Annotated in this window: 14 protein-coding genes and 1 pseudogene; 9 read left to right on the top strand and 6 right to left on the bottom strand. The window is 74.8% G+C overall.

Features of this window, described 5'->3' with window-relative positions:
- Positions 1–28 precede the first annotated feature (28 nt).
- From HDA31_RS01765 to HDA31_RS01755, 3 genes and pseudogenes are all read left to right on the top strand, one after another.
- The gene (locus HDA31_RS01765) at positions 29–1,666 is read left to right on the top strand and encodes an ABC-F family ATP-binding cassette domain-containing protein (RefSeq protein ID WP_178066495.1); all 1,638 of its coding nucleotides are present in this window, start codon (positions 29–31) and stop codon (positions 1,664–1,666) included.
- Between the two features lie 87 nt (positions 1,667–1,753).
- A pseudogene (locus HDA31_RS01760) lies at positions 1,754–1,999 on the top strand (hypothetical protein); the annotation flags it as partial.
- A gap of 154 nt (positions 2,000–2,153) precedes the next feature.
- Positions 2,154–2,879: a methyltransferase domain-containing protein gene (locus HDA31_RS01755; protein WP_074472450.1), complete on the top strand. Its 726-nt coding sequence runs from the start codon at positions 2,154–2,156 to the stop codon at positions 2,877–2,879.
- 53 nt (positions 2,880–2,932) lie between these two features.
- Here the strand turns inward: HDA31_RS01755 and HDA31_RS01750 are convergent, their stop codons facing one another.
- From HDA31_RS01750 to HDA31_RS01740, 3 genes are all read right to left on the bottom strand, one after another.
- Positions 2,933–4,351 carry a hypothetical protein gene (locus tag HDA31_RS01750; RefSeq protein WP_178066496.1) on the bottom strand — a complete coding sequence of 473 codons (1,419 nt, stop codon included), beginning with the start codon at positions 4,349–4,351 and terminating at the stop codon, positions 2,933–2,935.
- Positions 4,348–4,815 carry a hypothetical protein gene (locus tag HDA31_RS01745; protein ID WP_178066497.1) on the bottom strand — a complete coding sequence of 156 codons (468 nt, stop codon included), beginning with the start codon at positions 4,813–4,815 and terminating at the stop codon, positions 4,348–4,350. Before HDA31_RS01745 ends, HDA31_RS01750 begins: the two co-directional genes overlap by 4 nt.
- Before the next feature lie 136 nt (positions 4,816–4,951).
- On the bottom strand, positions 4,952–5,959 hold the full coding sequence (locus HDA31_RS01740; protein WP_178066498.1) for a LacI family DNA-binding transcriptional regulator: 1,008 nt from the start codon (positions 5,957–5,959) through the stop codon (positions 4,952–4,954).
- Between the two features lie 103 nt (positions 5,960–6,062).
- Between HDA31_RS01740 and arfA the strand changes: the two genes are divergently transcribed.
- Both arfA and HDA31_RS01730 read left to right on the top strand, forming a co-directional pair.
- On the top strand, positions 6,063–7,574 hold the full coding sequence (gene arfA, locus HDA31_RS01735) for an arabinosylfuranosidase ArfA (RefSeq protein ID WP_178066499.1): 1,512 nt from the start codon (positions 6,063–6,065) through the stop codon (positions 7,572–7,574).
- A 244-nt stretch (positions 7,575–7,818) separates the two neighbouring features.
- Positions 7,819–9,018 carry an IS110 family RNA-guided transposase gene (locus HDA31_RS01730; RefSeq protein ID WP_178067049.1) on the top strand — a complete coding sequence of 400 codons (1,200 nt, stop codon included), beginning with the start codon at positions 7,819–7,821 and terminating at the stop codon, positions 9,016–9,018.
- 99 nt (positions 9,019–9,117) lie between these two features.
- Here HDA31_RS01730 and HDA31_RS01725 read toward each other — a convergent pair whose 3' ends face one another.
- Entirely contained in the window at positions 9,118–10,605 is a 1,488-nt protein-coding gene (locus tag HDA31_RS01725; protein ID WP_246384161.1) for an amino acid permease, read from the bottom strand.
- Between the two features lie 274 nt (positions 10,606–10,879).
- On the opposite strand from HDA31_RS01725, the gene HDA31_RS01720 reads away from it, so the two are divergent.
- Positions 10,880–12,607 carry a glycoside hydrolase family 10-like protein gene (locus tag HDA31_RS01720; RefSeq protein WP_178066500.1) on the top strand — a complete coding sequence of 576 codons (1,728 nt, stop codon included), beginning with the start codon at positions 10,880–10,882 and terminating at the stop codon, positions 12,605–12,607.
- Between the two features lie 182 nt (positions 12,608–12,789).
- Positions 12,790–13,314 (top strand): phospholipase, encoded by a 525-nt coding sequence (locus HDA31_RS01715; protein WP_178066501.1) that lies wholly within the window; start codon positions 12,790–12,792, stop codon positions 13,312–13,314.
- A 52-nt stretch (positions 13,315–13,366) separates the two neighbouring features.
- Here HDA31_RS01715 and HDA31_RS01710 read toward each other — a convergent pair whose 3' ends face one another.
- Both HDA31_RS01710 and HDA31_RS01705 read right to left on the bottom strand, forming a co-directional pair.
- Entirely contained in the window at positions 13,367–16,198 is a 2,832-nt protein-coding gene (locus tag HDA31_RS01710; RefSeq protein ID WP_221486537.1) for an ATP-binding protein, read from the bottom strand.
- Positions 16,199–16,399: 201 nt separating this feature from the next.
- Positions 16,400–16,627: an FmdB family zinc ribbon protein gene (locus HDA31_RS01705; RefSeq protein ID WP_074472443.1), complete on the bottom strand. Its 228-nt coding sequence runs from the start codon at positions 16,625–16,627 to the stop codon at positions 16,400–16,402.
- Between the two features lie 56 nt (positions 16,628–16,683).
- Between HDA31_RS01705 and HDA31_RS01700 the strand changes: the two genes are divergently transcribed.
- Positions 16,684–18,045, top strand: coding sequence for a lytic transglycosylase domain-containing protein (locus HDA31_RS01700; protein WP_178066502.1), 1,362 nt, complete (start codon positions 16,684–16,686; stop codon positions 18,043–18,045).
- A gap of 89 nt (positions 18,046–18,134) precedes the next feature.
- Complete coding sequence (locus HDA31_RS01695) at positions 18,135–19,145, top strand: GNAT family N-acetyltransferase (protein ID WP_178067849.1); 1,011 nt, start codon at positions 18,135–18,137, stop codon at positions 19,143–19,145.
- Positions 19,146–19,167 lie beyond the last annotated feature (22 nt).

Below are 19,167 nucleotides of genomic sequence, written 5' to 3'. Positions count from 1 at the left end.
GCAGCGCGGTGGATAGGCTCGGGTGCTGATGAGCGCGACATTGGTGGTCAAGGATCTCGCGGCCGGGCACGGCGAGCGGCTGCTCTTCTCCGGGCTGGACCTGGTGGTCGCCCCGGGCGACGTGGTCGGCCTGGTCGGGGTGAACGGGGCGGGCAAGTCGACGCTGCTGCGTACCCTCGCGGGGTTGCTGCCCGTCGAGGCCGGCAGCGTCACGCTGAGCCCGCCCACCGCGACCGTCGGGCACCTGCCGCAGGAGCCGGAGCGCCGGCCCGGGGAGACGGTGCGGGACTTCCTGGCCCGCCGGACGGGGGTGACGGCCGCCCAGGCGGCCCTGGACGCGGCGACCGAGGCGCTGACGGCCGGGTCGGCCGGGTCCGACGACGCGTACGCCGAGGCGCTGGAGCGCTGGCTGGGCCTGGGCGGGGCGGACCTGGAGGAGCGGGCCGAGCAGGTGGCCGCCGAGCTGGGGCTCACCGTCGACCTGGACCATCCGATGACGGCCCTGTCCGGCGGCCAGGCGGCCCGCGCCGGACTGGCCTCGCTGCTGCTCAGCCGCTACGACGTGTTCCTGCTCGACGAGCCCACCAACGACCTGGACCTGGCCGGGCTGGACCGGCTGGAGGGCTTCGTCACCGGGCTGCGCGCCGGCACGGTGCTGGTCAGCCACGACCGCGAGTTCCTGACCCGCACGGTGACCCGGGTGCTGGAGCTGGACCTGCACCAGCAGCTCGTCCGGCACTACGGCGGCGGTTACGCGGCGTACCTGGAGGAGCGGGAGGTGGCCCGCCGGCACGCCCGCGCCGAGTTCGAGGAGTACGCCGACACCCGGTCCGCCCTGGAGGCGCGCGCCCGCACCCAGCGGGCGTGGATGGAGAAGGGCGTGCGCAACGCCCGCCGCAAGGCCACCGACGGCGACAAGCACGTGAAGCACCACCGGGGGGAGACGTCGGAGAAGCAGGCGGCGAAGGCCCGGCAGACGGACCGGCTGATCGAGCGGCTGGAGGTGGTCGAGGAGCCGCGCAAGGAGTGGGAGCTGCGGATGGAGATCGCCGCCGCGCCCCGCGCCGGCGCCGTCGTGGCCGCGCTCCGCGACGCCGTGGTACGCCGGGGAAGCTTCGCCCTCGGCCCGGTGACCCTCCAGATCGACTGGGCCGACCGGGTGGCGATCACCGGGGCGAACGGGTCCGGCAAGACGACGCTGCTCGCCGCGCTGCTGGGGCGGCTGCCGCTGGACGCCGGCCACGCCTCGCTGGGCCCCGGGGTGGTGGTCGGCGAGGTCGACCAGGCCCGGGGGCTGTTCCTCGGCGAGCAGCCGCTGCTGGACGCGTTCCGGCTGGCCGTACCGGAGCTGTCGCCGGCGGACGCGCGGACGCTGCTGGCCAAGTTCGGCCTGCGGGCCGACCACGTGCTGCGGACGGCGGCGTCGCTGTCGCCGGGCGAGCGGACCCGGGCGGCGCTGGCGCTGTTGCAGGGGCGCGGGGTGAACCTGCTGGTGCTCGACGAGCCGACGAACCACCTGGACCTGGCGGCCATCGAGCAGCTGGAGTCGGCGCTGGCCAGCTACCCGGGGACGCTGCTGCTGGTGACGCACGACCGGCGGATGCTGGACGCGGTGGCCGTCAACCGCCGGGTGCGGGTGGACGCCGGCCGGGTCGCCGAGGACTGACGGCGGCCGGGTCGCGCCGCCCGACGCGGGGCGGATCGCCAGGTCCGACGGCGTGCCGACCGGGGTCGGCGGGGTGACAATGACTCCATGCTCAAGTGGGAGTACGCGCTGTTGGTCCGACGCCGCCAGGCGGCCAGCACGGACGTCGGCTGGGAGCTGGTGTTCATCTGGTACGGCCCGGACGGCTCGATGGTCGACGTCACCCCGTACGGGGATACGGCGCTGGCGCACCTGAACCGGGCCGGCGACCAGGGCTGGGAGCTGGTCGGGATGAGCGAGGACCCGTCGCAGCCGGGCAGCAGCGAGCTGCACCGGTACCACCTCAAGCGGCCCAAGACGGCCGTCGCGCCGCCCCGGCAACGGATCCGGGGCGCGGGGCGGGGCAGCCGGCGGATCACCGGCTGACGGCTCGTCCCCCTTCGGGGGATCCCGCCCGGCCGGGGCATATCGCCCGCCCAGCCGGGTACCGGCGCACCGGAGGTGGCCCATGGTCGCGACGGTCCTGACCGCGCCCTCGGCCGACCGGCTGCGGGCGGTCGACGAGTTCCTCGCCGAGGCGTGGGCGGATCAGGCCGCCCACGACGCCCGGCTGCGTGACGTGGCGGTGCGGGTGCGCTTCGACCGGGGGGTGGCCCACCTGACCGGGGAGGTCGCCGACGCCGCGCAGTTGCGCCTGGTGCGGGGCCTGGTCGGCCGGCTCGCCGGGGTGTTCGGCGTCTGGTGCCGGGTGCGGGTCGCCGGCCGCGACCCGGTCGTGGTGGACCTGGGCTGCGGCGGCACCAAGCAGTACCCGCAGAACCTGGGGCTGGACATCTACCCGGCCCCGGGGGTGGACGCGGTGGCCGACCTGTCCGGGTCGCTGCCGCTGGCCGACGACTCCGTGGACGTGCTGTTCGCGGTGCACATCCTGGAGCACCTGATCGACTTCCTGCCGCTGGTGGACGAGTGTCACCGGGTGCTGCGCCCGGGTGGGGTGCTGCACGTGATGAGCCCCTGGTGGGGGCACGTGAACGCGGTGGCCGACCCGACCCACGTGCGGCTGCTGGACGTGCAGACGGTCAAGGGGATCTGCCTGCAACGCCCGCCGGGCACCCCGCGCTGGTTTCCCCTGCACGTGGGCTGCGACGGCGCCAGCATCTTCGCCGACCTCACCCCGCTGGGCGCGGACGACCCGGCGCCGGAGCAGCCGCACCTGGCCCGCTTCTTCGCCTGACACGGGGGCGTCGGCCCGGCCCGGGTGCCCCGGCCCCGCCGGGCCGACGTCGGTCAGCGGGGCACGTACCCCGGTGGGCGTGGCCACTGCTCCGCCTCCGGATCCACCCGTCGGGGCGCGGCGGGCGCCGGCGGGCACGGGGCGGCGGTCGCGGCCGGCGGCACGGGCGGCGGCACGGGCCCCGGGGCGGGTCCCGGGGCGACGGCGGTGGTGACCGTGGGGGTGGCGGCCACGCCCGTCGGTTGCGTCGCGCGCGGCTGCCAAGGCTTGTCGCCGGCGAGCAGGCTGCGGAAGTCGAACTGGCACTTCGGGCAGGTCCGCAGGGCCGTCTCGGCCCGCCGGTCGCCGCACCGCTGGCAGTACGTCACCACCGTCTCGTCGGCGTCCATGCCCTGACAGCGCGGGCAGGCGAAGCTGGGTCCCTTCCCGTTGAGCTGCACCAGCCGTCCGGCCAGCACGTACGGGGTGACCACCGCGCTGATGCTGCTCGCCAGGTCCCGGGTCCGGCGGGTGCGTTCCTGCAACCGTTCCAGGTCGGGGTTGGTGACCTTCTCCAGCCGGCAGGTGGTGCAGGTGCGCAGGGTCCGCACCGGGAGCATGCCCCGGATCCGGGCCTGCTGGTGCAGGAAGGTCACCACCGGCACGTCCGCCGGGTCGACGGTGAACCGGGCGGCCGGGGCCGCCCCGGCGGTGCCGGCGACCGCGGCGAGGTGCTCCTCGATCCGGACGACGAGCGACCGCACCTGCGCCACCAGGTGGGGCGGCATCCCGTCGGGGCGGCTGGCCACCAGGGTGCCGACCATCAGCATGCCGTCGGCCAGTTCGGCCGGCACCTCCGCGACGGCCTGCGGCGTCTCGAAGGCGAACGTCTCGGTGCCGGCGCGGCTGACCGACGCCCGGCGCGGGGTGGCGACGTCCCCTTCGAGCAGGCGGGAGGCGTGCCGGGACAGCACCGCTCCCGCCCGGTTGGCGATGCCGGCCGCGTTCTGCATGATCGCCACGTCGCCGGGGCCGGTCTGCCGCCACCAGGGCGCGAACGTGGCGGCGGCGGCCGGGTCGAGCCGGCCCAGCACCCCGTCGACGGCGCTGAGGACGGACCCGAACAGCTCGACGTAGACGGAGGTGAGGCCCCAGTTCCGGCCCACCTTGCCGACCCAGCGGTCGGCCAGCAGGACGGTGACCCGGGTCCCGGCCGCGTCGGCTTCGAGACCGACCCGGAGGAGGACGGGCACCCGGGCGGCGGAGAGGGTCACCCCGCCGAGCTTCGACCCGCGGACCGCCTCCAGCAGGCTGAGCTGCTCGGCGCGCAGGTCGAAGCCGAGGTCCCGGACGGCGCGGAGCAGGTGCTGCCGGACCGCGCTCGCCGGGGCGGCGATCCGGCGTTCCGCCCCGGCGGCGAGCCGGCCGGCCTCGGCGGCCAGCACGGCCGGCTGCGGCCGGCTGCCGGGGTCGTTGTCGTCGGCCCAGCTCATTCCGCGATGTCGAAGCTCGTGCCGGCGTCGAAGCCCGCCCCCGCGTCGTACGTGTCGTAGGGGGCGACCTCCGCGACGGCGGTGTCCAGGTGGGTGCCGGCCTGGGCGGCGTAGTCGAACGAGACGTCGTAGTTGCCGTCGGCCAGGTCGGCGTGGTTGGCGGCGGTGTCGAAGGCGCTGGCGGCGATGTCGGTGTTGCCGGCGGCCAGGTTCTCGTTGGCGTAGTCGACCCAGTCCTGCGCCGAGTCGGCCCACTGGTCGCCGCTGTCGGCGTGCCAGGCCGACCAGTCCTGGTCGGCGGCCGCGCCGGCCAACTCGCTCTCGACGACGTCCACCACGGGCTCGGGCAGCACCGGCTCGACCGCGACCGGCTCGACCAGCGGCTGGTCGAAGGTGGCGATGCCGGCGTCCGTGCCGGCGGTGTCAGCGGACAGGTAGTCGCCCCAGCTCGAATCGGTGCTCATCTCGCCCCCAGTTTGGTCTGCTCGTCCCCACGTGCCGCCACATCATCGCGACCCGCCGTCACCGCGCCCATCCGCCGTTCGGCGGCAGCCCGTGGCACGACTGTCGCATGTGGACGAACCGACGCCCGGGGCGGGGTCAGCGGCCCAGCGTGCTCTCCCGCGGTTCGAGCCGGTAGGGGACGGTGAGCATGCGCGGCGGGGCGCTCCGGTCCCCGTCGATCCGGTCGGCCAGCAGCGCGACGGCCAGCCGCGCGACGCGTTCCCTGTCGGGGGCGACGGTGGTGAGGGTGGGGACGGAGAAGCGCCCGTCCTCGATGTCGTCGAAGCCGGCCACCGCCACGTCGCCGGGGACCCGCAGACCGGCCTCGTGCAGCGCCCGCAGGGCACCGAGGGCGAGGGTGTCGGTGAGGCAGAGGACGGCGTCGGGGCGTACCCCCGAGGTGAGCAGATGCCGCACGGCCGCCGCGCCGTCGGCGCGACGCCAGGCCGGCGCGGGCACGACGAGGCGCTCGTCGTGGGCGATGCCGGCCGCGGCGAGCGCGGCGGCGTAGCCGGCGAGGCGGAGCCGGGCGGCGGCCACCTCGGGGGTGGGCCGCGCGCCGATCGCGGCGACGCGGCGGCGGCCGAGGGAGATCAGGTGGGCGGTGGCCGCGCGGGCGGCGGCCGCGTCGTCGGTCGCCACTTGGTCGGCGGGGCCGGGGCCGCCGGGCCCGCCGAGCAGCACCACCGGGGTGCCGTCGTCCCGGCCGGCGAGGTGCCCGGCGGTCGGCGTCAACGGGCCGACGATCAGGCCGTCGACGAGGTGGTCGCCGATGCCGGTGGCGGCCCGCCCCGGCGCGGGGCCGCCGCCGGCCCGATCGACCAGGACCGTCCAGCCCCGTTCGGCGGCGGCGGCGACGACGTGCCGGGCCAACTCGGCGAAGGAGGGGACGTCCAGCTCCGGCCCGGCCAGGGCGATCACGCCGGTACGCCCCTTGCGCAGGTTGCGCGCCGACAGGTTGGGCCGGTAGTTCAGCTCGGCGATGGCCCGCTCGACGCGGGCCCGGGTGTCGGGCCGCACGTGCTGGTAGCCGTTGACGACGTTGGAGACGGTCTTGACGGAGACGCCGGCCCGCTCCGCCACGTCCTTCAGCCTGTGTCGCACCGCCGCCTCCCCGCCGGGTGCCACGGGCGCTCCGCCGCCCCTTTACAGCGTTGAGTACAACGTTATAGAACCGACGGGACGGCGACGAAAGGTGGATTTCCCGGTGACCGCGAAGCTGACCATCGACCCGGCCTTCGCGATCGGGCCGGCCGACCGGCGGATCTTCGGGTCCTTCGTCGAGCACCTGGGGCGCTGCGTCTACGGCGGGATCTACGAGCCCGGCCACCCCACCGCCGACCCGCACGGCCTGCGCGGCGATGTGCTGGAGCTGACCCGGGAGCTGGGCGTCTCCGTGGTCCGCTACCCCGGCGGCAACTTCGTCTCCGGCTACCGCTGGGAGGACGGCGTCGGCCCCGTCGCCGACCGGCCCCGCCGGCTCGACCTCGCCTGGAAGACGATCGAGACCAACGCCTTCGGCCTCGACGAGTTCATGACCTGGGCGACGGCGGCCGGCGTCGAGCCGATGATGGCCGTCAACCTCGGCACCCGGGGTGTGCAGGAGGCCTGCGACCTGCTGGAATACGCCAACCACCCCGGCGGCACCCGGCTGTCGGACCTGCGCCGCGCCCACGGCGCGCCCGAGCCCTACGGGGTGCGGCTGTGGTGCCTGGGCAACGAGCTGGACGGCCCGTGGCAGGTCGGGCACAAGACCGCCGACGAGTACGGCCGGCTCGCCGCCGAGACCGCCCGCGCGATGAAGCTGATCGACCCCTCGGTCAGCCTGGTCGCCTGCGGCAGCTCCGGCCGGGGCATGCCGACCTTCGCCTCCTGGGAGGCGACGGTGCTGGAGCACACCTACGAGCACGTGGACTACATCTCCGCGCACACCTACTACGATCCCGCCGACGGCGACCGGGCCAGCATCCTGGCCTCGGCCGTCGACATGGACCACTTCATCGCGGAGGTGGTCGCCACCGCCGACCACGTGGCGGCGAAGCAGCGGCACCGGCGCAAGCTGAAGATCTCGTTCGACGAGTGGAACGTCTGGTACCAGTCCCGCCTCCAGGCCGACCTGGACCGGCGCGGCTGGGTCGAGGCCCCCACCCTCATCGAGGACGACTACACCGCCGTCGACGCGGTGGTGGTCGGCGACCTGCTGATCACCCTGCTCCGGCACGCCGACCGGGTCGGCGTGGCCTGCCAGGCGCAGCTCGCCAACGTGATCGCCCCGATCCGCACCCGCACCGGCGGTCCCGCCTGGCGGCAGAGCATCTTCCACCCGTTCGCCCTCACCGCCCGCCACGCCCGGGGCACCGTGCTGCGCACCGAGCCGGTCTGCCCGACGTACGCCACCAAGCGCTACGGGGACGTCCCGGTGCTGGACACCGTGGCCCTGCACGACGAGGAGACCGGCGCGCTCACCGTCCTCGCGGTCAACCGGGGCCCCGCCGACCTCCCCCTCGACCTGGACCTGCGCGGCCTGCCCGCCCTGGCCGGGGCGGCCCACCTCACCCTCGCCGCCGCAGCCGACCCGGACGCCGTCAACACCGAGGCCGAGCCCGACCGGGTCGCACCCCGGGAGCTGGCGGCCCCCGCCCCCGACGGGGGCCGCTGCGCGGTGCTGCTGCCGGCGGTCTCCTGGAACCTGCTGCGCTTCGCCCCCGCCGCCGCGTAGCGCCCCCGTTACCTTTTTGATCGTCCCCAGTCGGGGACCCTCGGTCGCCCGGCCCGGTATGACTTCCTGCCCCTGTCGTTTCGATGATCCGGGGGGTGTTGTCGCCGGGTCGGGTGGCGTCGGCGGACCGCTGATAGGGACACGGCCGCCCCGTGTTGGGGTAGGTCTCTTCGTAACGTGGCTGCCGGCAGTCCGACGCCCAGACTGCGGCCGGGGCCACGAGTGATGCGTGGAGGCGGGTGTGGTGCACGACGGATACGGTGTCTACCTCGGCTTGGACGTCGGCAAGGGTGATCACCACGCGGTCGGGTTGACCCCGGACGGCAGACGGTTGCACGACGCGCCGCTACCGAACACCGAGGCCCGGCTGCGGCAACTGTTCGACAAACTCTCCCGTCACGGCCAGGTCCTGGTCGTGGTCGACCAACCCGCCTCGATCGGTGCCCTGCCGGTGGCGGTGGCTCGGGCGTGCGGGCATCAGGTGGCCTACCTGCCCGGGCTGGCGATGCGCCGGATCGCTGACCTGCACCCAGGTTCGGCGAAGACCGACGCCAGAGACGCGTACGTCATCGCTGACGCGGCTCGTACCCTGCCGCACACGCTGCGGCGGGTCGACACCGGCGACGAGACCCTGGCTGAGCTGGAAGTTCTCGTCGGCTTCGACGACGACCTCGCCGGCGAAGCCACCCGGATATCGAACCGGATACGGGGCCTGCTGACGCAGATCCACCCCGCGCTGGAACGAGTCCTCGGCCCTAAGGTGCACCACAAAGCGGTACTGGAGCTGCTGTCCCGTTGCGGAGGACCCGCCGGGCTGCGCAAAGCCGGCCGCCGCAAACTGACCTCGATCGCCACAGCACACGCACCCCGCATGGGTGAACGGCTCGTCGAGCAGATCATGACCGCCCTGGACGAGCAGACCGTCACCGTTCCCGGCACCCAAGCGGCCGAGACGATCCTGCCTCGCCTCGCCGACAGCCTCCGCGAGACTCTGCGCCAGCGTGACCAGATCGGCGCTCAGGTCGAGGGGATGCTTGATGCGCACCCTCTTGCCCCGGTCCTGACCTCGATGCCCGGCATCGGCGTCAGGACCGCAGCCCGGATCCTCCTCGAAGTCGGCGACGGCACCGCCTTCGCCACCCCCGGCCACCTCGCCGCCTATGCCGGCCTGGCACCGGTAACCCGACGATCCGGCAGCAGCATCCGCGGCGAACACCCGCCAAGGGGCGGCAACAAGAACCTCAAACGCGCGTTCTTCCTCGCCGCCTTCGCAGCCCTCGCCGACCCCGTGAGCAGGGCCTACTACGACCGCAAACGCGCCGAAGGCAAACGCCACAACGCCGCCCTCATCTGCCTCGCCCGCCGCCGCTGCGACGTCCTCCACGCCATGCTCCGCAACAAGATCCCCTACCAACCACGCCCCACCAGCCCCGCCACCGCTTGACGAAACCCATAGGGACACCCCCCCGCCCCCGCCACCGTCCCGCGCCGCCACCCCGCGCCCATCCGGGCGGCGGGGGTGAGAAGGGGACCCTTCTCTACCTCAGGCGTTAACAGGGGGCCCTTCCTTGCGCGCCAGGCGGTTGCGGCGGTAGCCGTAGCCGAAGTAGATGATCCCGCCGAGCGCCATCCAGACGAGGAACCGGATCCAGGTCTCCACCGACAGGTTGAGCATCAGGTAGAGGCAGGCCAGCGCGGAGACGATCGGCAGCACCGGGGAGAACGGCACCCGGAACGGCCGCTCCAGGTCGGGGCGCTTGCGGCGCAGGATCGGCACGGCCACCGAGACCAGCACGAACGCGCAGAGCGCGCCGATGCTGACCAGGTCGGCCAGGGCCGACAGCGGCAGGAAGCCGGCGAGCAGCGCCACGGCCACCGTCATGACGGCCGAGATCCGGTACGGGGTGCCGAAGCGCGGGTGCACCTTCGCCACCGACGGCGGGATCAGCCCGTCGCGGCTGATGGCGAAGCCGATCCGGCCCATGGCCACCAGGTCCACGAGGATGACGCTGGTCAGGCCGGCGACGGCGGCGATGGAGACGAGGATGCCGGCCCACTCGGCCCCGACCGCGTTGAAGGCGGACGCGATCGGCGCGCCCCGGTCGATCTCGGTGTAGGGGACCATGCCGACGACGACCAGCGAGACGCCGATGTAGAGCACGGTGGAGACCAGCAGCGTGCCGAGCAGGCCGAGGGTGAGGTCGCGCTTGGGCCGGCGGGTCTCCTCGCCGAGGTTGGCCACGGCCTCGAAGCCGGTGTACGCGAAGAAGACCACGGCGGCGGCGCTGAGGACGCCGACGAACCCGAACACGGACGGCTCCAGCCCGAACAGCGCCTGGGTGACGGGCTGCTTGATCCCGTCGTCGCCGGCCCCGGCGGGCTCGGCCGGCGGGATGAACGGGGTGAGGTTCGCGGCCTTCACGAAGAACAGGCCGGCGACCACGATGAAGACGCAGATGGCCACCTTGACCAGCACGAGCAGGTTGGTGACCCGGGCGGACTCGCGGATGCCGACGATCGCCACGACGCCGAGCAGCAGCACGACGGCGATCGCGCCGACGTTGACGATGCTGCCCTCCTCGCCGAACCAGGCGGTGGGCAGGCCGAGCAGCTCGGCGAGGTAGCCGGACCAGCCGCGGGCCACCACCGCCGCGCCGAGGGCGAACTCCAGCAGCAGGTCCCAGCCGATGATCCAGGCGACGATCTCGCCCATCGTCGCGTAGGCGTAGGTGTAGGCGCTGCCGGCGGTCGGCACGCTGGAGGCCAGCTCGGCGTAGCAGAGGGCGGCGAGCAGCGCGACCACGCCCGCGATGGCGAAGGAGATCACCACGCCGGGACCGGCGCTGTCGCGGGCCTCGATGCCGGTAAGCGTGAAGATCCCGGTGCCGATGACGATGCCGATGCCGAAGCCGGTGAGGTCACGCGCGCCGAGTCGGCGCTTGAGGCCGGGGCCGCCGCCCTCACCGTCCGCCTCGCCCTGGGCTATCACGTCCTTGATCGGTTTGGTACGCAGCACCGACACCGCGCTCACCCCTCCCACCGTGCGACCACCACCGTGGCGGCCGGTGACCGGCGAAGCTACCCAGCGCGGCGACCCACGAATCACGACTTTGGGTGTCGATAAGGTCACGGTCCGCCGCGTACCCCGGCGGCGTTCCACTCCGGAGGGGCACCGATCCGGGCGGGGGGTCTTGCGCCGGCCCGCCCGATGTGAAAATTTCCTACCAGGGTCAGATTCGCTGCGGCGGTTCTTGCCGCAGCAGGCATCGCGCCCGCCCGCCGAGCCCACCGAAGGGACGCACCGGATGAAGGCAACTCGGCTCAGGGCCGCCGGGCTGGCCGTGGCCCTGCTCGGCGCGCTCGTCGCCGCCGCACCCACCGCCGCGGCGGCGGCACACGCCAGCACCGCCGCGGCGGCGGCACACACCAGCACCGCCGCGGCGGCGACGCCGTCCGGCGCAACGGCGCAGGCCACCCCCGGCGGCGTCACCTGCGCCACCGACCCGGCCACCCCGAAGCGGCAGTTCCGGGCCATGTGGATCTCGTCGGTGGTCAACATCGACTGGCCCACCAAGGCGTCGCAGACCGCCCCGGACCGCATCGCCGCCCAGCGGGCCGAATACCTGGGCTGGCTCGACCTGGCGCAACGGCTGCACCACAACGCCGTCGTCGTGCAGGTCCGGCCCACCGCCGACGCGTTCTGGCCGTCGCCGTACGAGCCGTGGTCGGAGTACCTGACCGGGGTGCGCGGGCAGGACCCGGGCTGGGACCCACTGGCGTTCCTCGTCGACGAGGCGCACAGGCGCAACCTGGAGTTCCACGCCTGGTTCAACCCGTACCGGATCTCCATGCCGGCCCCTGGCGGCGCGGGCGCGGACCTCGCCCAGCTCGCGCCCGGCCACCCGGCCCGCCAGCACCCCGAGTGGACGTTCGCCTACCCGCCGGCCGGCGTCGCCGGCAGCCGGCTCTACTACGACCCCGGCGTCCCCGCGGTCCGCGAGTTCGTCCAGACCGCCATGATGGACGCCGTCACCCGCTACGACATCGACGGCGTGCACTTCGACGACTACTTCTACCCCTACCCCAGCGGCACCTACCAGGTGCCCGACGACGCCACCTTCGCGGCGTACAACCGGGGCTTCACCGACCGGGCCGACTGGCGGCGGGACAACATCGACCTGCTGATCCAGGAGATGAACGGCAGGATCAAGGCGGCGAAGCCGTGGGTGAAGTTCGGGGTCAGCCCGTTCGGCATCTGGCGCAACGCGTCGGCCGACCCGAACGGCTCGGACACCACCGGCAGCCAGTCGTACGACATCATCTCCGCCGACACCCGCAAGTGGGTCAAGCAGGAGTGGATCGACTACATCGTGCCGCAGCTCTACTGGTACATCGGCCAGTACCCGGCGGCCGACTACGCCCGGCTGGTGCCGTGGTGGGCCGAGACGGTGCGCGGCACCCGCGTGCAGCTCTACATCGGCCAGGCCGACTACAAGAGCGGCGACCCGGCGTACGGGTCGTACTGGCAGAACCCGCGCGAGCTGTCCGACCACCTGACGCTCAACCGGGCGTACCCGGAGGTGCTGGGCAACGTGCACTTCTCGGCCGTGCAGGTGCGGGCGAACCGGCTCGGGGCGACCGACCTCTACGCCGCCGAGCACTACTCCCGCCCCGCCCTGGTCCCGGCGATGCCGCACCTGCCGGCGAAGCCGCTGCTGCCCCCGGTGGTCACCGGCGCGCAGCGGCAGGCCGACGGGGTGCGGTTGAGCTGGCGGCAGCCGGCCGACGGCGCGGGCCCGCTGGGCCGGGCCGCGTCGTACGCGGTCTACCGGTTCGACGGGACCGGCCCGGCCGGGGCGTGCGGCTTCGCCGACGCGTCCCACCTGGTCGGCACCGTGCGGGCCACCCCCGGCGCGACCCAGTCCTGGGTGGACGGCACGGCCGAGGCCGGCGCGCGGTACACGTACCACGTGACGGCGCTGGACCGGCTGTGGAACGAGAGCCCCGTCAGCCCGCCGCGCTTCGTGCGCTGAGGACTGGCGGCACGGACGAATGCCCCGGGCGCCCCAGCGTCCGGGGCATTCGTCTGTTTCAACTGATGTCACCAGATGTTGGTTTATGACGTACTCGACGCTTCGCGGTTTGATCGACACTTGTCGAATCCGGTGACCCGCCGGTAACCACCCGCACCGCACACCCCCGCGGAGGTCCCCCCGTGCCCAGACGCCTCGCCACAGTCCTCGCCTCCGGCGCGCTCGCCCTGCTCGCGGCGCTCGCGGTCGCCTCCCCCGCGACCGCCGCCGTCAGCACCAGCCAGAAGCTCGGCGTGCTGTCGAGCTGGACGCAGACCAGCGCCAGCAGCTACAACAGCTGGAACTCGGCCCGGCAGGACCAGTCCGCCTGGGCCGAGTACGCCTTCAACTGGTCCACCGACTACTGCTCGTCCAGCCCGGACAACCCGCTCGGGTTCAACTTCAAGCTCTCCTGCCACCGGCACGACTTCGGCTACCGCAACTACAAGGAGATGGGGCAGTTCCCGGCCAACAAGGCCCGGCTGGACAGCGCCTTCTACGAGGACCTCAAGCGGGTCTGCGCCACCTACAGCTCGGTGGTCCGGCCCGCCTGCTACAGCCTCGCGTGGGCCTACTACGAGGCGGTCAGCATCTTCGGCTCCCTCGCGGCGGTCCGGCAGGCCGACATCGACCGCGCCGCCCGCATGAAGGCGGCCGCCGAGCGCTGAGCCGCAAGGAAGGGCCCCCTGTCAACGCCTTCGGCAGCGCAGGGGTCCCCTCCTAACAGCAGCCCTCGGCGGGGCGCGCGGGGGCGGGCGCGGGGGCGGGCGTCGGCAGCCCGGTGGCCGCGAAGCGGGTCGAGTCCACCCCCAGGTCGGGGTGCTCCACCGCCAGGGCCAGCGCCGCCGCCTCCTCCAGGCGCAGCTCGCTCCCCTGCGCGTACGCCTCGTCGAAGGCCACGTCGCCCATCTCCCGGCGCAGCGCGGCCTGCCGTTCCAGCCAGTACGCCCCGTAGATGCCCGGGGTCGACCGCAGGCTCTCCCGGGTCGCCTGCGCCGCGCCGAAGAGCCGGGCCGCGGTCAGCGGGTCGCCGCCGGCCGCGCAGCGCACCGCGATCGCGTGCAGCGTGTCGCAGGCCCGGCGGTGGAAGCCGTGGCTCATCCGGGACCGCAACGCCACCAGCAGGTGCTCGTGTGCGGCCACCAGGTCGCCCCGGGCCAGCGCCACCATGCCGAGCAGCATGTCCACCGACCGACGCCCCCGGTCCGCCGGGCGGGCCGCCTCGACCGGGCGGGCCGCGCCGAGCAGCTCCGCGGCCTCCGCCAGCGCGCCGCGCCGCCAGAGCAGCTCGGCGAGGCTGAGCACCGCGAACAGGGCGTCCCCCGCCACCTCCCGCTCGTGCGCCCAGGCGATGACCTCCCGGCAGGCCCGCTCGGCGTCGGCGAACTGCCCCATGTCGACCAGCGGGGCGGCCCGCCCGGCCAGCACCCGGGCCAACAACCCGGCGTCGCCGGCCCGCCGGGCCGCCGCCTCGGCCTGCTGCGAGTAGCGCAGCTCCTCCGCGAACTCGCCGTCCGCGCCGGCGTGCAGCGAGTGCATGTAGTACGCGGCGGCCAGCTCGGCGTCCGGCACGTGCTCCCCGGTCTCGGCCATCCGGCCGTAGAGCCGGAACAGCCAGAGGCGTCCCTCCCGGGCCAGCCCGCGCTCCCGCCACCACTGGTCCAGGCCCCCGGCCAGGCGCAGCCCGTCCCGCGCGCTGCCGCCGGTCGTGCACCAGCGCAGCGCGGCGCGCACCTCGCCGGCGAGCGGGTCGAGGGCGTACAGGGACAGGGTCGTCGGCCGGCCGTCCGGCCCGAGGTGGGCCCGCCGCAGGGCGCGCGTCGACCAGGCCAGGTGCCGGTCCCGGGCCGCCCGCTCCTCGCCCGCCTGGGCCAGCCGCCGCGCCGCGTACGCCCGGATCGGGTCGAGCATCCGGTACGTGCTGCCCGACGCGTGCGGCTCGGCCAGGATCATCGACTTGTCCACCAGCACCGACAGCGGGTCCAGCGGGTCGTCGTCGAGCAGCCACTCCACCGTCGGCAGGTCCACCGGGCCGGCGAAGACCGCCAGCCAGCGCAGCAGCCGGGCCGCCCGGGGCCCGAGCGTCCGGTACGACCACGTGACGGTGGCCTGCATGGTGAGGTGCCGCTCGGCGGCCGACCGCTGCACGGCACGGGTCGCCGGGGTGGGCGGGGCGTTGCCCCGGGACGCCGCCACCAGGTCGACGGTGTCCTGCTGGTTGCCCGTCCAGCCGAGCTCGTCCCGGGGCGGCTGCGGGGCGGTGTCCCGGCCGGCGTCGAGGGTCCCGAGCACGTCGTCGAGGCGCTCGGCGAGCTGCCCGACGGAGAGCACCCGCAGCCGGGCGGCGGCCAGCTCGATGGCGAGCGGCAGCCCGTCGAGCTGGCGTACCACCCGCCGCAGGTCGGCCGACTCGACCGGGGCCGGCTCCCGGCCGCCCCGGGCCGCCGCCGTGCGGGCCAGCAGCAGCGCCACCGCGTCGCTCTCCGCGCCGCCCGGCCGGGGCTCCACGGACAGCGGCGGGATCCGCCACACCACCTCGCCGGGCAGGCCGAACGACTCGCGGCTGGTGGCCAGCACCCGGACCCCGCCCCCGCCGGCGAGCAGCAGGGAGATCAGCTCGGCGCAGGCGGCCGGCTGGGCGTCGCAGGTGTCCAGCAGGATCAGCATCCGACGGGCCGCGGCGTACTCGACGAGGGTGTCGACCATCCGGCGGCCGGGCTCCGGACGCAGCCCGAGCACGGCGGCGACCGCGAACGCCACCAGCCCCGGGTCGGTCACCGTGGCGATGTCGACGAACCAGACGCCGTCCGGATACTCCTCCACCATGCCGGCCGCCAGCTCGACGGCGAGCCGGGTCTTGCCGGCCCCGCCGGCGCCGAGGACGGTCACCAGCCGGTGCCCGGCGGTCAGCCGGCGCAGCTCCGCCCGCTCCGTCTCCCGGCCGACGAACGAGGTGACCTGGGTCGGCAGGTTGTGCGCCACCGCGTCGGCGGTGCGCGGGCGGGGGAACTGCCGCTCCAGGCCGGGCGCGATCAGCTGGAACAGCCGCTCCCGGTCGTCGAAGCCACGCAGCCGGTGCAGGCCGAGGTCCAGCAGGGACGCCCCCGCCGGCAACGGGGAGGCGAGCCGCGCGGTGGCCGCCGAGCAGAGCACCTGCCCGCCGTGGGCGGCGGCGGCCACCCGGGCGGCCCGGTGCACCTCGTGGCTGGCGTACTCGCCGTCGCGGGGCTCCGCCCAGCCCGTGTGCAGGCCCATCCGGACGCGGGGCGCGGCTTCCGGGGCCGGCCAGTCGTGCGTCGCGAGCGCGCGCTGCGCGGTGAGGCAGGCGGTGAGCGCGGCACCCGCGTCGGGGAAGGCGATGAAGAACGAGTCGCCCTCGGTGAGCAGCTCCGCGCCGTCGGTGCGGGCCAGGGTGTCCCGCAGCAGCCTGCGATGCTCCCGCAGCACCGGACGGTACCCGGGACCGAGCAGCTGGGCCAGGCGCGTCGAGCCTTCGATGTCGGTGAACACGAAGGTCACCCAACCGCTCGGGAGGTGGACCCCTGACGTCATACGTCGAACCTCCGCCCCCGTGACGACGGGTACATGCTGCCCTATGGTCGGGCCGTCACGCATCGTGAGAACGGATGGGCGCAATCCGCCCCAAGGTGCCAACCGGGGCCGGAAACGGCAGGACCCGGGCCGGTACGGCCCCGTCGGGGCAGGCCGGCCGGGGCGGGTCGCCCCGGTGCGCCGGGGCCGGTCGGGACCGGGTCAGCAGCCGCACCCGCCACCGCAGCAACCGCCACCGCCGCCCGCGGAGGGGGCCGGCGCAGCCGGACCCGCGCCGCCGCCACGGCCGGTCACGGCCACGGTGGACAGGAGCTTGACGGTGTCGGCGTGCCCGCTCGGGCAGGACGCCGGCTCACCGGCCTGCGCCATCGGACGGTTGACCTCGAAGGTGTCGCCGCACGCGCGACAGCGGAACTCGTACCGGGGCATGGCACCAGGGTACGACCGGGCCTGACTCCGGGCGGGGCATGGGTGATACTCGACGGGTGGTGGACGGCGAGGACAGACCGGCGGCTAGGGCCCTGCGACCGGCCGCGCCGCCCGACGATCCGGGCGGCGCGCCGCCGCGTGCCCGGGTGCCCCGCCCCCGCCGGCCCTGGCTGCGCGGCGAGCCGCCCGCCGACTCCCCGCCGCGGGTCGAGCCGGAGCCGACGCAGCCGGCGGAGCCGGAGGCGAAGCAGCCTGCCGGGCCGGAGCCGACGCAGCCTGCCGGGCCGGAGGCGAAGGAGCCGGCGGTGACCGAGCCCGCCGAGCCGACGGCGAAGGAAGCCGCCGAGCCGGAGCCGGCGACGCCGGCCGAGCCCGAGGCGGCGAAGCAGCCCGACGCCGAGCAGCCCGAGGCGGAGGCGGCGAAGCCCGCCGGGCCCGAGGCGGAGAAGAAGTCGGAGGCCGAGAAGCCGACCGGGGTGGCCCGGCGGCGTCGGGTGCCGTTCGCCCACGCCGTGCGCATGCCCCCGCCCCGGCAGGCGGCAGTCGCCGCCGCCCGCGCCACCCGGGCCTGGTCCCGCCGCCCGAGCGGCCGGCTCACGCTGCCCGGCCTCTTCCTGCTCGTGCTGGTCGCCGGGACCGCCGCCGCCGGGGCGCTGCTGGTGCCGGCGTCCGCGCCGAAGTCCCGCCCGGTGGCGGTGGACGGCACCGCCGGCACCCCGGGGGCCGGCACGGCGACCCCGCAGGGCGGGCTGCTGCCCGGCGGGTCGGCCACCCCGCTGCCGCCCGGCGCGACGGCGGTGCCCGGCGCGAGCGCGGGACCGGTCGTGCCGGCACCGACCGGCCGGCCGGCGGACGCGCTCGCCGCCTGGGCCCAGCAGACCGGGGCGAAGGTCGGCATCTCGCCGGTGGCCATGCAGGCGTACGGGTACGCCGAGCTGGCGCTCGCCCAGACCACCCCGGGCTGCCGGCTGAGCTGGACCACCCTCGCCGCGATCGGCTACGTCGAGTCGCGCCACGGCCAGGCCAACGGCGCGACCCTGGGCCCCGACGGGCAGGCGCTCCCGGAGATCATCGGCGACCCGCTCGACGGCCAGGGCGGGCGGCAGCGGATCACCGACACCGACCGGGGGCTCTACGACAAGGACACCGTCTACGACCGGGCGATCGGGCCCATGCAGTTCATCCCGACGACCTGGCAGGAGATCGGCGCCGACGCCGACAACGACGGGCGCAAGAACCCGCACGACCTGGACGACGCGGCCCTGGCCGCCGGCAACTACCTGTGCAAGGGCGGCCGGAACATGACGGCCCCCGGCGACTGGTGGGGGGCCATCCTGTCGTACAACGACGTGCGCCGTTACGCCCAGGACGTCTTCGACAAGGCCAACGAGTACGGGCTGGCCAGCCGCCGCCCGTGAGGTGGCCGCCGGCCTCGCGGGAGAAACCGGGCGCAGCCGAGAACTGGACACTTCCGTCAAGCTGCCGTAAGCGGCAAGCTAGACGGGTGATGGTGCGCGAATGGGACCCCCGGACCGCGTCGCCCGCCGAGCTCGCGTCGCTGCTGGACACGCTGAACGCGGTGCTGGCGGCCGACCTCCCGCAGGACCCGCCGTGGCAGGGGAGCCACCTGCGGGAATACCTCTCCGAGGTGATGCCCGGCGAGCGGCGGCTCGCCTGGGTGGCCCAGGCCGAGCCGGCCGCCGGGGGCGGCCCCGGGCCGATCCTCGGCCACGTCCACGTGCTGTTGCTCGGCGACATCGGCGTGCTGGAGGTGCTGGTGCATCCGTCGGTGCGCCGCACCGGCCTGGGCCGGGACCTGACCCGGGTGGCCGCCCGCCGGGTCTACCAGGAGGGCTTCCAGTCGATCGGGGTCGAGGTCGTCGGCGGCACCCCGGCGGTGGCGTTCTACGAGGCGTTGGGCTTCTCCCGGGAATACGTGGAGACCCGCAGCGTGCTCGACCTGTCCGGGGTGGACTGGTCGGCGCTGGCCGAGATGGCCACGGGCGTCGGCGCGGGCTACCAGGTGCGGTTCTGCCCGGGCGGCCCGCCGGACGACCTGATCGAGGCGTACGCGCGGGCGAAGGCCGAGGTGCGCGACGTGGACGACGGCGAGCTGCGCCCCAGCTCCTACGACCCGCAGCGGCTGCGGGACAGCCTGGCCACGCTGCACCGGCGCGGCATGAAGCCGTACATCGTGCTCGCCACCCACGACCGCACCGGCGAGGTGGCCGGGCTGACCGAGGTGGTGGTGCCGGCGCAGCACCCGACCCGGGCCGACCAGTACGACACGATCGTGGTGCAGGAGCACCAGGGCCACGGCATCGACCGGGCGATCAAGGCCCGGATGCTGCTGGAGCTGCGCTCGGCCGAGCCCACGCTGACCGAGGTGCAGACCTGGAACGCCCAGGCCAACGAGGCCATGCTGAAGGTCAATGCCGAGCTGGGCTACCAACCGGACCGGGAGTGGTGCGAATACGGCGTGGACGTCGCCGAGCTGGTGCACCGCCTCGGCGGCTGAGTCGGCTGAGTCGGCTATTCAC

The organism is Micromonospora carbonacea (assembly GCF_014205165.1).
Taxonomy (GTDB): Bacteria; Actinomycetota; Actinomycetes; order Mycobacteriales; family Micromonosporaceae; genus Micromonospora; species Micromonospora carbonacea.
The sequence above is the reverse complement of the archived record's forward strand: the minus strand, read 5'-3'. Positions and strand labels throughout refer to the sequence as shown.